Here is a 13,059-nt window from a genome sequence, read left to right on the forward strand (position 1 = left end):
ATGCCAGGCCACCGCCGGGCTCCCATGAAAAAGCCGCTCCCGGGAGCGGCTTTCGTCATCCTGGCGGCATCCTCAGGCCGTGGTCTGGCGGGTACCGAAATAGTCAGCGAGGAAGTCGTCGAACGACAGGCTGTCACTGCGTTCCCGCTCCCGCTGCTTGGCCAGGGAGTCCCGCGCCTCGCCGGCAAAATAGGCCTCGTCCCAGTACTGCAGCTCGCCGGCCAGCATCTCTTCCCGGTAGCGGCTCGCCAGCGCATCGCCGAAGCAGCCGTTGTCCTGACCGCTTGAAAGCAACTGCTTGAGCAAGCGGGCGGAGTAGGTCTGTTCGGGGTCGAGCAGCTTCTCACGGTGCATCGCCAGCGTCTCGCGATAGCGGTTGCGACCACAGCAGCGATCCAGCAGCGCTGCGACCTCGGCCAGCTCGTCGAACAGCTTGAGGCCGTACTCCTTGAGGCCGATGGCATTGCCCTGCTCATCTTCAAGCGTCAGGCCGGGGCGACGCCCCTCCAGCACCACCTTGTTCTGGTTGCGGCGGTTGCGGGCAACCTCGTCATCCGAGAGCACGGGGGACGGGCGCAACAGGCACCAGACCAGGAAGAGATCGAAGAAGCGGATCTGATCCACCTCGATACCGAACGGGGTGAAAGGATTGACGTCCACCGTGCGCAACTCGATGTATTCGATGCCGCGCTGCTCCAGCGCATCCGAGGGCTTCTCGCCGCTGCGGGGGGTACGCTTGGGGCGGATCGGCGCGTAGAGCTCGTTCTCCAGCTGCAGCACGTTGTCGTTGAGCTGGCGGTACTCGCCGTTCACCTTGACCCCTATCCTGGCGAAGTCGGGATCATGGGTATTGATGGCCCGGCGCAAACTGCTCACATAGGCGGGCAGGCTGTCATGACTGATCTTGAGCCCCGCCTGGGCGCTGTTGGTGTAACCGAGATCGGACAGGCGCAGAGCCGTGGCATAAGGCAGGTAAAGGGTGCCCTTACCGGTCTTCTGGAACGGCAGGCTGCTCTTGCGCCCCTTGAGGAAGGAGTCGCAGATGGCCGGAGACGCGCCGAACAGATAGGGCACCAGCCAGCCGAAGCGGTAGACGTTGCGAATAAGCCCCATGTACTTGTCGGAGATGAATCGCTGGCTGCAGCAGCCCTCTCCCACCAGATCCTGCCACTCGCACCAGAAGCTGTCCGGCATGGAGAAGTTGAAGTGCACCCCGGCGATCACCTGCATCAGGCTGCCGTAGCGGTTCTTCAGCCCCTGGCGATAGAGGGTCTTCATCCGCCCGATGTTGGAACTGCCGTACTGGGCCAGGCGGATGCTCTCCTCGTCACCGACGAAGCAGGGCATGGAGAGGGGCCAGATCCGCTCCTCTCCCAGATGATGAATGGTGTGGCGGTGAATGTCGCCGAGCTGCTCGATCAGGCTCTCGATGGAATCGGTGGCCGGCGTGATGAACTCCAGCAGGCTCTCGGAGTAATCGGTGGTGATGTTGGCATGGGTCAGGGCCGACCCCAGGCTTCTGGGGTGATCGGTCTGGGCCAGGGTCCCTTCGGGGGTGATGCGCAGACATTCGCGCTCGATCCCGCGCCGGATCCCCTTGAGGGCGGTCACCCGTTCCGGGGTGCCCAGCGCAGCCAGCAACTCGGTGAGCGACAAGCTAGTAGTAGTCATATTCACGGCTCATGTGTGGCCGCCCCACCCGGGGCGGCACTTATTGTTGCGACGCCCCTCAGGGCAGTTGCAGTGGATAGATGGGAAGATGAAGCTCGCTCAGGGGTTTTTCAAGCTTTTGCTTGTCTCCCACCACCACAATCACCATCTCGGCCGGATCCAGCCAGCGGGCTGCACTGGCCTTCAGCGTCTCGGGTGACACCGTTTTGATCAGGTTGTTCTGGGCCTGCACATAGTCCGGCTTCAGGTCGTACATGATCATCTGCAGCAGGAAGCCAGCCTTCTGTCCCAGGGTCTCGTAGGAGAGCGCATCCTGCTGGGAGACGGCGCTGCGCATGTAGGCCAGCTCCACCGGGGTCGGCCCGTTCTTGCGGTAGCCGTCCATCTCCTTGAGGAACTGGCGGATGGCATCCACGGTCGCATCGGTGCGCACATTGGCGCCGGTCGCGAAGACCCCCGCCTCGCGGTTGGCCTGGAAGCCCGAGCTGGCACCATAGGTGTAGCCCTTATCTTCCCGCAGGTTGAGGTTGATGCGGCTGTTGAAGTTGCCACCCAGGTTGAAGTTCATCAGGTTGGCGATGAAATAGTCTCCCGTGGTGTCAAACGGCATGGCGCGGCGGCCGATGCGGATCACCGACTGGGGGGCCCCCGGCTTGTCCACCAGATAGATGCCTGGCTTGGCCTGCTCTCCCCCGGGCTTGAGATCCCCCAGGGTCGGGGCGGCCCCCTGCCACTGGGTCAGGAAGGCGAGACCGGATTCCACCTGCTGGGCGGTCACATCACCTGTCACCACCACCTTGGCATTGGTCGGATTGTAATAGGCCTCATAGAAGCGCTTCACATCCGCCAGGGTCAGCCTCTCCACGTCCGCCAGCACCCCGTCAGAGGGTTGGCCGAGGCGGTTCTGCTTGCCATAGACCAGTTCGCGGAACGCCTGACCCGCCAGCCACTCGGGTTGCTGCTCGCTCTGTTTCATGCCTTGCAGCATCTGGGTCTTGAGCCGCTCGAAGTCCGCTTCCCGCAGGCCGGGTTGCAGCAGCACTTCCCGCACCAGCGCCAGGGTTTCGGGCAGCTTGTCCGCCAGACTGCTGATGGTGATGAGGTTGTTGTACTGGGCGCTGGAGACGCTGATGCTGGCGCCGAGTTTTTGCAGCTCGTCGCTCAGCTCGGCCTCGGAGAGGCGCGTCGTCCCCTGCTCCAGCATGGCGGCGGTGAGGCTGGCCAGCCCCAGCTCTCCCTTGCCTTCGGCCCGGATGCCACCCGGCAGGGCGATCATGATGGAGACGGCCGGGATCTCGTCGCTGTGGGTGCCGATGATCTCGATCCCCTTGTCGAGCTTGCCACGCCAGATGGCGGGCACCTTGACGCTCACCGCATCGGCCGCCTTGGGCTGCACGCTGCGATCGAAGTCATCTTTCACCGGCCGCTCGGCCAGCACCTTGTCATGCTTGCTGTAATCCGGCAGCTCCCGCTTGGCGGGAGTGAAGTTCGGGGTCGCAGCCTGCCAGTCGCTCTTGCCCTTGGGCACCACGCTCAGCACCACGGCAGGCTTGTTCTGGATGAACTTGTCGTAGGCAGCCTTGACGTCAGACCCCTTGACCCGGGCGATGGCATCCAGATTCTTGAACACATAGTCGGGATCCCGGGCCAGCACCTGCCCCATGGCAAGCTGGCTGACCTTGCCCTCGATGCTGTCGAGTCCCCAGATGGCGGACGCGCGATAGCTGCTGATGGCCTTCTCCAGATCCGCGGGCTTGATGCCGCGCTGGGCGAACTCGCCGATCACCTTGTCCACCTCGCCCTTGAGGGTCTTGAGGCTGCCATCCGCCGCCGGATTGGGGTAGGCATAGACCGTCAGGGTACAGGCAAGCTCTTCGCAGGAGTGGGAGGCACCCGCCTCGATGGCCTTGCCGGTTTTCACCAGGGACTGGTAGAGCATGGAGCTGGCAGAACCCCCCAGCACATCGGCAAAGATGTCCAGCGCCGGCTCCTGCGGGTCACCCAGGGAGACAGTCGGGTAGCTGATATACAGGAGCGGCAGATGCACCTTGTCTTCCAGCGTCACGTAGCGGGTTGCCGGCAGGGTGGCAGGCTGGGGCGTCGGTTCTGCCACATCCGGACCGCGCGGGATGGAACCGAAGTACTGCTCAATCCAGGCCAGCGCCTGCTTGGTATCAAAGTCGCCGCCCAGGGTCAGAGTCGCGTTGTTGGGACCGTACCAGCGCAGGAAGAACTGCTTGAGGTCGTTGACGTCGACCCGGTCGAGATCCTCCACATAACCGATGGGTTGCCAGGAGTAGGGGTGGGTGCGCGGATAGAGTGCCTCCCCCACCCGCTCGCCCACCAGGCCATAAGGCTGGTTGTCGATACGCTGGGCCCGTTCGTTCTTGACGGTGGCGCGCTGGATCTCGAACTTCTTCTGGCTCACCGCATCGAGCAGGAAACCCATGCGGTCCGCCTCCAGCCAGAGCACCTTCTCCAGCTGATTGGCCGGCACGGTTTCGTAGTAGTTGGTACGGTCCTTGTTGGTGGTGCCGTTCATGTCACCGCCCGCTTCGTTGATGATCCGCATGTGCTCCTGATCGCCAACGTGCTTGGAGCCCTGGAACATCATGTGCTCGAAGAAGTGGGCAAAGCCCGACTTGCCCACGGTTTCCCGGGAGGAGCCGACGTGATAGGTGATGTCCAGATGCACCAGGGGATCGGAGTGGTCGGGGGCCAGGATCACGGTCAAACCGTTGTCCAGCTTGTACATCTGATAGGGAATGCCGAGCTTGCCCTCCTGCTTGACCTGCTCGGACACCAGGGTCGGGGCCGCCAGCACGGGAAGGGAGAAGCCCAGCAGCATGCTTAATGGAATGAGTTTGTTCACGGGTACCTCGTGAGTGACAAAAGGGCTAGAAGATCTGACTGGCCAGCAGAAACACCAGGGCATAACGAAGCAATTTGCCGAGCCCGATCAAGATGAGGGAGCGCCAGAAGGAGAGGCGCAGCCAACCAGCCAGCAGACAGAGACCATCGCCGACCACAGGCGTCCAGGCAAGCAGCAGACACCAGTGACCATGACGTTTGAGCCAACCAAGGGCTTTTTGTTCCCCACGGCCTTGAAAATCTTCCGGTTTTTTCTTGTGGGTGGCGAGCCAGCCGAGCCACCAGGTGGTCATGGAACCCAGGGTATTGCCCAGCGTCGCCCAGAAAAGCAGGCTGGTCATGCTCCACTCCCCCTTGACCGCCATGGCGCCCAGCAACACTTCCGAGCTGCCGGGCAGCAGGGTGGCGGAGGTGAAGGCGCTCAGAAACAGCCCTCCCAGCCCCATCCCGGTGAAGTCTATCATCCGGGCTGACCGTCTGCGGCGGACATGCGCAGCAACAGCTTGCCGCGCACATGGCCCTGCTCGATGGCCTGATGGGCCAGCGCCCCTTCTGCCAGCGTGTATTCACCGGAGACGGTGATCTTCACTTCCCCCTGGCGAAGCAGCGTCAGCATCTGGGTCAGCTGCGTTCGATCGGGATGGACCAGCATGCCGACAACCTCGACACCGAGCTCGGCCCCCGCGTCCTTGATCTGCTGGGCCGTGATAGTGGGTACCGTCACCAGACGGCCACCCGGCTTGACGCAGGCCAGCGCCGCCTTGCCGCTCTCGCCCCCCACCAGATCCAGCACCAGATCGAACGGACCATCGGTGATCGCTTCGGTGCACCACCCGGCCTGGTGGTAATCCACCATCCGGCTCGCCCCGAGACTATGAAGGAAGCTGTGATTGTCGCCGCTTGCCGTGGCAACCACGTGGGCACCATAGGCGGCGGCAAACTGCACCGCCAGATGGCCGACGCCACCGGCACCGGCCAGGATCAGTACCCGCTGCCCCGACTGCAAGCCACCGTGCTCCAGCAGCCCCTGCCAGGCGGTGAGTCCCGCCAGCGGCAAGGCCGCTCCCTGCCTGAGGCTCACCCCATCGAGCTTGACCAGCTCCTCCTCACGGGCCACCACGGATTCGGCATATGCACCGGCGGCGAGGGGAAAGCCCACCATGCCGCACACCAGTTCCCCCTCGGCCAGGGAGGTCACGCCGGGCCCCACCTTTTCCACCACACCGGCCACGTCATAGCCCGGCGTCCAGGGCAGCTTGTCCTTGTTCTGGGCCGCCGCCCAGCCGAGACCGGCCCGGGTCTTGGCATCGATGGGGTTGACCCCCGCAAAGCAGATGCGCACCCGGACCTCTCCCTCCGCGGGCACCTTGTCCAGGGAAGGGTTGAGCCTGAGTACCGAGGGGTCGCCGAATGCGGTAATCTGTAGCTGCGTCATTGCACAATCCATCCTGTTGATTGATCAAGGGTCAACAGAATAACAGCGAGGACACCATGGCTCGAATGTTTCTTATTCCTCTGTTGCTGGCCCTAGGGTGGTGGGCGTTTCTGCTCTACTTCCGCATCCCGCTCAAACAGGGGGCCAGGGGCTTTTACTGGATCATCGGCATCGGCGGCGGGCTTGCCGCCTTCCTCAGCCTGATGATGGTGCTCACTCACTAGGGTTCAGGGACAAGGGGGAAGAAGAGAAGATGCTGCATGGACTGAACCATCTCACGCTGGCAACCGGCGATCTCGACAGAAGCGTTGCCTTTTATGTCGACTTGCTGGGATGTCGCCCCAGGGTGAGATGGGCACGGGGAGCCTATCTCACCCTCGGCGATCTCTGGCTCTGTCTCTCCTGCGATCCTCCCCAACCGGCCAGAGATTACAGCCATGTCGCGTTTGGCATCTCGCCTGAACAGTTTCCTGCCTTCTGCGCCCGTCTGCGCGCGGCGGGCGTCGTGGAGTGGAAGAAGAACAGCAGCGAAGGGGATTCACTCTATCTGCTGGATCCCGACGGGCACCGACTGGAAATCCATGCAGGCAACCTGGATAGCCGCCTCGCCTCCCTCAGACAGCAGCCCTATGAGGGTCTTATCTGGTTCGACTGAGCCGGATCACCCCTGCTCGGCACGAAGATGGTAGTGACGATTGCTGCCCTGCCCCAGCACGCCCTGCGCCAGCAGATGCTGGAACACCCGGTCCACCTCCTCCAGAGACAGTGACAATGCCTCTGCCACCTTGCGTTTGCTGCATTTGAGCTCGCCGCTCTCCAGCGCGCCGCGCACCTGGGCGACCACGGCTGGCTCGGGCACGGGTCTACTGATGGCTGGCGGCTCCGGGGTCGGCACTGCGACCCGGGCCTCGGCTTGCGCCTTCTCCCGTTGCCACATCCATTGACGGCGGAAGCGGTTCTCCTCACCGATCAGGCTGACGAAAAAGGCACCAAATGCATCGAGCAGGATAGACAGGAAGCAGACCAGCAGGAACTGCACCTGGCCGATGCTCATGCCCACCCCGTCCGCCAGACTGCTCATCAGCCCCAGCATGGAGGACTGCTCCCCCAACGGCTTGGCGTCCCGCTCCTGGCGCAGCTCGTCCTGACGCAGCCTGAGCTTGGTGTTGGCCTGCTGCAGACCGCTGACGCCACTCGAGATACGCGCCATCTCGATGTATTTGCGGGCCGCCTCTTCGTTGAGCTGGATCTGCCGCTCTATGCTGGCTATCTGCTCGTCGAAACGGGCTATCTCCCGCTCGTGACGCGCCTGCTGGCTCAGGATGGTGTTGGTGGCGCTGTTGATGCCGCCGATACTGCCCCCGATGGAGATGGCGGCCAGCACGCTGTAGAACAGCAGCGACCAGAAGGCGCCGCCCAGATCCCGCCTCGCCTTGCACTCGCCGTACTCGTACCAGACGTAGAACTTGCCCAGCTCGAAGATGATGGCCAGCCCGCCGAACAGCCACTTCATCAGGGGGTTTTCGTCGATGGAGAGAAACAGCAGCAGGGAGAAGACGATGGAAGCCAGAATGGCCAGCCCGGTAAAACTGTAGACAGTCGTGAGGGCGAACCATCCCTTGGGGTAGCGCAATGCGGCGCAAGCCTGAGTAGTCATGATGAAACGGGAAACATCTGCAGGAAAAGTTGGCTGCAGATTATAGTCGCCACTCCTCCGGAGAGAAGGGCAAATCCCCGAATTCCCGCCCATGGACGATCAGCTGCCCAGAGTGCGACCAAAACGTGCAAATCGGCAGCAGAAAAACACTACAATCGACCCCGTACCTGAAGGACATCTGCGGTTATGCTCGGGTTAAGCCCGCCGCATTACACTCATTTCCACCGAACACGACTCGAGGACATCATGAACAGAACGACGGCTTTGTTGCTCTCTCTTTTTCTGATCACCGGTAGCGCCCTGGCACAGGACGATGGGAGCCAGACCTTCTCCGTGGATGCGCTGACCTTCAATCTGGACTGGAATGACACGCAGTTTGACTGGTCCCAGAGCAACTGCTTCGATCTCGGGAGCGATGACACGGCCGCCGCCGACTGCAAGAGGACCAACCTCAATCTGGAGGACGAGACGCAGCGCAACCAGCCCCCCAGCACCAACCAGATCAGCACGCAACCGGATCAATGATCCCCCTGACAGGAGCCTTGATGCGATGACCCACATGACCATGACTTCCCGCGGCGCACTGCTGCTCTCCCTGCTTCTGGTTCAGGGAATGGCCTTTGCTGCCCCTCCTTCCAAACACGATGACGACATCCGGATCTCCACCGACCAGGGCCGGGTAAGCCTGGATTGGGACGACAAGGAGTACGAGTGGTGGCAGCACAACTGCCTGGATGTCAGCACCCGGACCAGCCGCATCCAGCTCAACTGCGACAACATGGATGGAAAATACCGCGACCATTACAACCGCAGCATTCACAGTGGCAACAACCCGGGTCAGGGCCATGACAAGCCCAAGAACAAGCACGGCGGCAACGGCCACCAAAAACACTGACCAGCATGCCCATGGACATGGTTGAGGGGCCTGTGGCCCCTGGAATCTTTTCCCCTACCAGTAGTTTTCCATGCTGATATTGCCGGGAGCGCGACGCAGGTTCTTGGCAAGCCCCAGCCCGAGCAGGGTCTGCTGAGTCTCTTTCACCATGGCGGGGTTGCCGCAGATCATCACCTGGCTCAACTCGGGGGAGAAGTTCAGCCCCACCCTTGCCTGCAAGCTGCCATCGACGATGGCTGCCGGGATACGCCCTGCCATCGCCCCCGGCCAGGTCTCACGGCTGACGAAGGGAACATAGCGAAAACGCTCGCCATGCTGCTCGGCAAAACTGGCGATAAGCGGCTGATAGCTGAGCTCTTCCCCTTTTCTCACCCCATGTACCAGCACCAGATGCTCGAAGCGGTCGAAGACCTGTCCTTCTGCCAGCATGGCGAGGAAGGGGCCGATGGCGGTGCCGGTTGAGAGCAGCCAGAGATCCCGTCCCGGGGGAATCTCATCCAGGGTCAGAAAACCGGTGGCCTGGGACTGCACCAGCAGGCTGTCGCCCACCTGCAGGGAACCGAGAGAGGGACTCAGCTCACCGCCGGGGATCTCCACCAGATAGAATTCGTGATAGGGCGTGCCGGGAGGATTGACGAAGGAATAGGCACGCTGGACTCGACGCTCGCCCTGCTCCAGGGCCAGCTTGGTGAATTGACCCGCCTTGTAGGGGGCAAGTTCCGCCTCCACACGCAGGGAGAGCAGGGTGGGTGTCCACTCGATGCGCTCGATGACCCAACCTTCGACCCAGGCAGCCATAAAGGTTCTCCTCCAGAGGAACAGACCTTCACTTTACCCCTTGATCTGAAAATAAAAAACCCGCGCATGTGCGCGGGTTTTTCTGCAAGAGCGGAACGCTATTACAGAGCAACAACCTGGATTTGTACGGTTGCTTTGACGTCAGCGTGCAGCTGAACAACAACTTCGTACTCACCGGTGTTACGCAGAACGTTGCCCATGCGGACTTCGCTCTTAGCAACGGCTACGCCGGCAGCAGTGATGGCTTCAGCCACGTCACGGGTACCGATGGAACCGAACAGCTTGCCTTCGTCGCCAGACTTGGAGGCGATGACAACGGCAGCCAGCTCACCCAGCTTGGCAGCGCGCTCTTCGGCAGCAGCCTTGTTGGCAGCCAGTTTGGCTTCCAGCTCAGCGCGACGAGCACCGAAGGCTTCGATGTTGGCCTTGGTGGCCATAACAGCTTTGCCTTGCGGGATCAGGTAGTTACGGGCATAACCAGCTTTTACGGAAACTTGGTCACCCAGACCGCCCAGTTTGGCGATCTTATCGAGCAGGATAACTTGCATTACCTTTCCTCTATAAATTTCGTTGAGTTAGGCGTAAGCGCCGGGCCGATTCTTACTTGTTGTGCAGATCGGTGTACGGCAGCAGAGCCAGGTAACGAGCACGCTTGATGGCGCGTGCCAGCTGACGCTGATACTTGGCGCGGGTACCGGTGATACGGCTCGGTACGATCTTGCCAGATTCAGTGACGTAGTTTTTCAGAGTAACGATATCTTTGTAGTCGATCTCGGTAACGTTCTCGGCGGTGAAGCGGCAGAACTTACGACGACGGAAATAACGTGCCATGGCCTTTATCCTCTAATGCGGTGATCTAAGAATTACTCTTCGGAAGACGCTTCAACAGCATCTTCGCGACGCTCGTCGTCACGACGGGTGAAGCGCTCTTCCTTGGCCTTGGCCATCGGAGAAACTTCAGTCACGGCGTGCTTGGTGCGCATGATCATGTTGCGGATAACGGCATCGTTGAAGCGGAAGTTGGTTTCCAGCTCATCGATAACGGCCTGTTCAGCTTCTACGTTCATCAGAACGTAGTGAGCCTTGTGCAGCTTGTCGATCGGGTAAGCCAGTTGACGACGGCCCCAATCTTCCAGGCGATGAATGGTACCACCAGCGGTGGTGATAGCGCCGGTGTAACGCTCGATCATGCCAGGTACTTGCTCGCTCTGGTCCGGATGAACCATGAAGACGATTTCGTAATGACGCATTTTAGCTCCTTACGGATTAATTCAGCCTCCGCCCAGGTGCAGCCAGACCTCGGAGGCAAGGAACATAGTGATGTTTAGACGCTGCTTTCTAGGGCGGCGTATTGTACGAAATCACCTCTCCCACTGCAACTGGCGAAGCAAGATGTTTTTCTCGATGAGCCCGATACAAAACTTTAATTGATAACAATTATCATTTAGATCCATACTTTCCTCATATCCCCACGGAGGATGACAGTATGCAACCTGCGCTCACCACGGCCATCCCGGCCCGCAAATTCAAGCTGACCCTGCTCGGCCCCGCCTTCATCGCCGCCATCGGTTATATCGACCCGGGCAATTTTGCGACCAATATCCAGGCCGGCTCCACCTTCGGCTATCAACTGCTGTGGGTAGTGGTGTGGGCCAACCTGATGGCCATGCTGGTGCAGACCCTCTCGGCCAAGCTCGGTATCGTCACTGGCAAGAACCTGGCGGAACACATTCGCGATCGTCTGCCCAGGCCCGCAGTCTGGGCCTATTGGGTGCAGGCCGAGATCATCGCCATGGCCACCGATCTCGCCGAGTTCATCGGCGCTGCGGTCGGCTTCAAGCTGCTGCTCGGCATCACCCTGCTGGAAGGTGCCTGCATCACCGCGGTGGTCACCTGGGGGATCCTGATGTTGCAATCCCGCGGCCAGAAGCCGCTGGAGTTCGTGGTGGGGGGCCTGCTGCTGTTCGTGGCCGCCGCCTACATCGTCGAGCTGGTGTTCTCGCGCCCCCATCTGCCGAGTCTGCTGGAAGGGGCACTCTTCCCCGGTCTCCCCAATGGTGATGCTGTCTATCTTGCTGCCGGCGTGCTTGGTGCCACCGTGATGCCCCATGTCATCTATCTCCACTCGGCCCTGACCCAGCACACCCAGGAGCAGGGCACGGTGACCCAGCGACTGCACAGCACCCGGGTCGACGTGGCCATCGCCATGACCATCGCCGGCTTCGTCAACCTGGCCATGATGGCCATGGCGGCGGCCGCCTTCCACAGCTCCGGCAACCAGCAAGTAGCCGAGCTGGAGTCGGCCTACCAGACCCTCACCCCGCTGCTGGGCCAGGCGGCCGCCACCCTGTTCGGCCTCTCCCTGGTCGCCTCCGGCATCTCCTCCACCGTGGTGGGGACGCTGGCGGGGCAAGTGGTGATGCAGGGCTTCGTGCGCTTCACCATTCCGCTCTGGCTGCGCAGAGCCATCACCATGGCTCCCGCCTTCGTGGTGATCGCCATGGGTCTCAACACCACGGAAATTCTGGTGTTGAGCCAGGTAGTGCTGAGCTTCGGCATCGCCCTCGCTCTCATTCCGCTGCTGATCCTGACCGGTGATCGCGCCCTGATGGGGGCACATCGCAATCACCCCGTCACCCAGGCCGTGGGGCGCCTCATCGTCGCCCTGGTGATCGGCCTCAATGCCTATCTGCTGGTCACCACCCTCTAACGCCATCTTGAGGCTCATTGACCCGGGTTGATGAGCCTCTTCGCACTTTCGCGTATGCTGCCCCTTTCCCTTCTCATCATCTCGTTGCGGGAGCCCTGCCATGGAACATACCCGAGCCAGCTTCGTACTGGGCCACCATCAGGAACAGGCCAGCGTCGTCTGTTGCAAACAGGGGGATCCGACCCTGCTGGTCACCGACCTCACCCCCTTTCATCCCCAGAGCCACCTCTGGCCCGATCAACCCGGTGACGTGGGCACAGTGCGCTGGGAAGGGGGAGAAGCGGCCGTGGGCCCCTGCCGCATGGGCGCCATCAGTCCCGAAGGCGAGCTGTTCGTGGATACGGAGATTCCGGTCAAGCGAGGGGCGGATGGGTGGGCTTTCGTGGTGGTGCATCCCCTCGCCGGTTCCCATCACCTTGCCATTGGCTCGCCTGTGGAACTGACAGTGGATGCCGAGGCTCGCCATGCCCTGAGCCTGGGCCACAGCGCCTGCCACCTGGTGGCACTGGCCCTCAATCGGGCGCTCACGCCCTATTGGCGAAAGGAGACAAGCGAGCTTGACGCTCTCGGGCAGCCGGATTTCGACCGCCTCGCCATCCAGCACTCCCGGGTCGAGCCCAGAGGATCAAAGGAGCAGTACCGGATCGGCAAGAGCCTTCGAAAAAAGGGAATCAACAGCGAGGCACTGCTGGCCGACCTCGACAGGATAGCGCTCCAGGTCAACGAGCAACTGATGCGCTGGCTCAAAGCGGGAGGCGAGATCCGCCGCAGCCGGGCCGGTGAGGCCATCATCGATTCCCGCTACTGGCATGGCATGGTGGAGGGTCGGGAGATCACCATTCCCTGTGGCGGCACCCATGTGGGCAGTCTGACCGAGTTGGGCCAGGTTCAGGTGACGCTGGCCTCCAGTGAAGAGGGATTTACCCTCACCACCCGGGTCACTCCCTGAACCACCCCAGCCCTCTTGATGCCGCACCGCCCTTACCGGGGCGGTGCCCCGACAGAGAGGCCCGCAGGCAGAT

At 61.7% G+C, this 13,059-nt stretch carries 15 protein-coding genes; 6 read left to right on the forward strand and 9 right to left on the reverse strand.

Annotation, left to right across the window (positions count from 1 at the left end; all coding sequences use genetic code 11):
• Positions 1-72: 72 nt before the first annotated feature.
• Genes gshA through AB5Y93_RS06810 form a run of 4 tightly spaced genes read right to left on the reverse strand, consistent with a single transcriptional unit; the run spans position 73 to position 5,977 of the window.
• Positions 73-1,671, reverse strand: coding sequence for a glutamate--cysteine ligase (gene gshA / locus AB5Y93_RS06795; RefSeq protein WP_113978522.1), 1,599 nt, complete (start codon positions 1,669-1,671; stop codon positions 73-75).
• A 58-nt stretch (positions 1,672-1,729) separates the two neighbouring features.
• On the reverse strand, positions 1,730-4,543 hold the full coding sequence (locus tag AB5Y93_RS06800) for a M16 family metallopeptidase (protein WP_368229045.1): 2,814 nt from the start codon (positions 4,541-4,543) through the stop codon (positions 1,730-1,732).
• A gap of 25 nt (positions 4,544-4,568) precedes the next feature.
• Positions 4,569-5,006 carry a YqaA family protein gene (locus AB5Y93_RS06805; RefSeq protein ID WP_029313803.1) on the reverse strand — a complete coding sequence of 146 codons (438 nt, stop codon included), beginning with the start codon at positions 5,004-5,006 and terminating at the stop codon, positions 4,569-4,571.
• Complete coding sequence (locus tag AB5Y93_RS06810; protein ID WP_201888062.1) at positions 5,003-5,977, reverse strand: NADP-dependent oxidoreductase; 975 nt, start codon at positions 5,975-5,977, stop codon at positions 5,003-5,005. The genes AB5Y93_RS06805 and AB5Y93_RS06810 overlap by 4 nt, the downstream gene beginning before the upstream one ends.
• A gap of 56 nt (positions 5,978-6,033) precedes the next feature.
• On the opposite strand from AB5Y93_RS06810, the gene AB5Y93_RS06815 reads away from it, so the two are divergent.
• Both AB5Y93_RS06815 and fos read left to right on the forward strand, forming a co-directional pair.
• A complete protein-coding gene (locus AB5Y93_RS06815) occupies positions 6,034-6,201 on the forward strand; it encodes a hypothetical protein (protein ID WP_162513465.1) in 168 nt (55 codons plus the stop codon).
• A 29-nt stretch (positions 6,202-6,230) separates the two neighbouring features.
• Positions 6,231-6,632 carry a fosfomycin resistance glutathione transferase gene (gene fos, locus AB5Y93_RS06820; protein WP_048209162.1) on the forward strand — a complete coding sequence of 134 codons (402 nt, stop codon included), beginning with the start codon at positions 6,231-6,233 and terminating at the stop codon, positions 6,630-6,632.
• A gap of 6 nt (positions 6,633-6,638) precedes the next feature.
• Here the strand turns inward: fos and AB5Y93_RS06825 are convergent, their stop codons facing one another.
• Entirely contained in the window at positions 6,639-7,634 is a 996-nt protein-coding gene (locus AB5Y93_RS06825) for a hypothetical protein (RefSeq protein ID WP_041214492.1), read from the reverse strand.
• A 246-nt stretch (positions 7,635-7,880) separates the two neighbouring features.
• On the opposite strand from AB5Y93_RS06825, the gene AB5Y93_RS06830 reads away from it, so the two are divergent.
• Positions 7,881-8,159 carry a hypothetical protein gene (locus AB5Y93_RS06830; protein WP_368229046.1) on the forward strand — a complete coding sequence of 93 codons (279 nt, stop codon included), beginning with the start codon at positions 7,881-7,883 and terminating at the stop codon, positions 8,157-8,159.
• 25 nt (positions 8,160-8,184) lie between these two features.
• Entirely contained in the window at positions 8,185-8,529 is a 345-nt protein-coding gene (locus tag AB5Y93_RS06835; protein ID WP_223916276.1) for a hypothetical protein, read from the forward strand.
• A gap of 54 nt (positions 8,530-8,583) precedes the next feature.
• Here the strand turns inward: AB5Y93_RS06835 and AB5Y93_RS06840 are convergent, their stop codons facing one another.
• From AB5Y93_RS06840 to rpsF, 4 genes are all read right to left on the reverse strand, one after another.
• A complete protein-coding gene (locus tag AB5Y93_RS06840; protein WP_368229048.1) occupies positions 8,584-9,327 on the reverse strand; it encodes a ferredoxin--NADP reductase in 744 nt (247 codons plus the stop codon).
• 101 nt (positions 9,328-9,428) lie between these two features.
• Positions 9,429-9,875 carry a 50S ribosomal protein L9 gene (rplI, locus tag AB5Y93_RS06845; RefSeq protein ID WP_010673120.1) on the reverse strand — a complete coding sequence of 149 codons (447 nt, stop codon included), beginning with the start codon at positions 9,873-9,875 and terminating at the stop codon, positions 9,429-9,431.
• Between the two features lie 52 nt (positions 9,876-9,927).
• The gene (gene rpsR, locus AB5Y93_RS06850; protein ID WP_005313392.1) at positions 9,928-10,158 is read right to left on the reverse strand and encodes a 30S ribosomal protein S18; all 231 of its coding nucleotides are present in this window, start codon (positions 10,156-10,158) and stop codon (positions 9,928-9,930) included.
• Between the two features lie 32 nt (positions 10,159-10,190).
• The gene (gene rpsF / locus AB5Y93_RS06855; RefSeq protein WP_005331771.1) at positions 10,191-10,577 is read right to left on the reverse strand and encodes a 30S ribosomal protein S6; all 387 of its coding nucleotides are present in this window, start codon (positions 10,575-10,577) and stop codon (positions 10,191-10,193) included.
• Between the two features lie 236 nt (positions 10,578-10,813).
• Here rpsF and AB5Y93_RS06860 point away from each other — a divergent pair, with 236 nt between their 5' ends.
• Both AB5Y93_RS06860 and AB5Y93_RS06865 read left to right on the forward strand, forming a co-directional pair.
• Entirely contained in the window at positions 10,814-12,037 is a 1,224-nt protein-coding gene (locus tag AB5Y93_RS06860; protein ID WP_368229049.1) for an Nramp family divalent metal transporter, read from the forward strand.
• A gap of 100 nt (positions 12,038-12,137) precedes the next feature.
• Positions 12,138-12,986 carry a hypothetical protein gene (locus AB5Y93_RS06865; protein WP_279990105.1) on the forward strand — a complete coding sequence of 283 codons (849 nt, stop codon included), beginning with the start codon at positions 12,138-12,140 and terminating at the stop codon, positions 12,984-12,986.
• Positions 12,987-13,059 lie beyond the last annotated feature (73 nt).

It is taken from the genome of Aeromonas sp. R10-1, assembly GCF_040908465.1.
Classification (GTDB): Bacteria; Pseudomonadota; Gammaproteobacteria; order Enterobacterales; family Aeromonadaceae; genus Aeromonas; species Aeromonas caviae.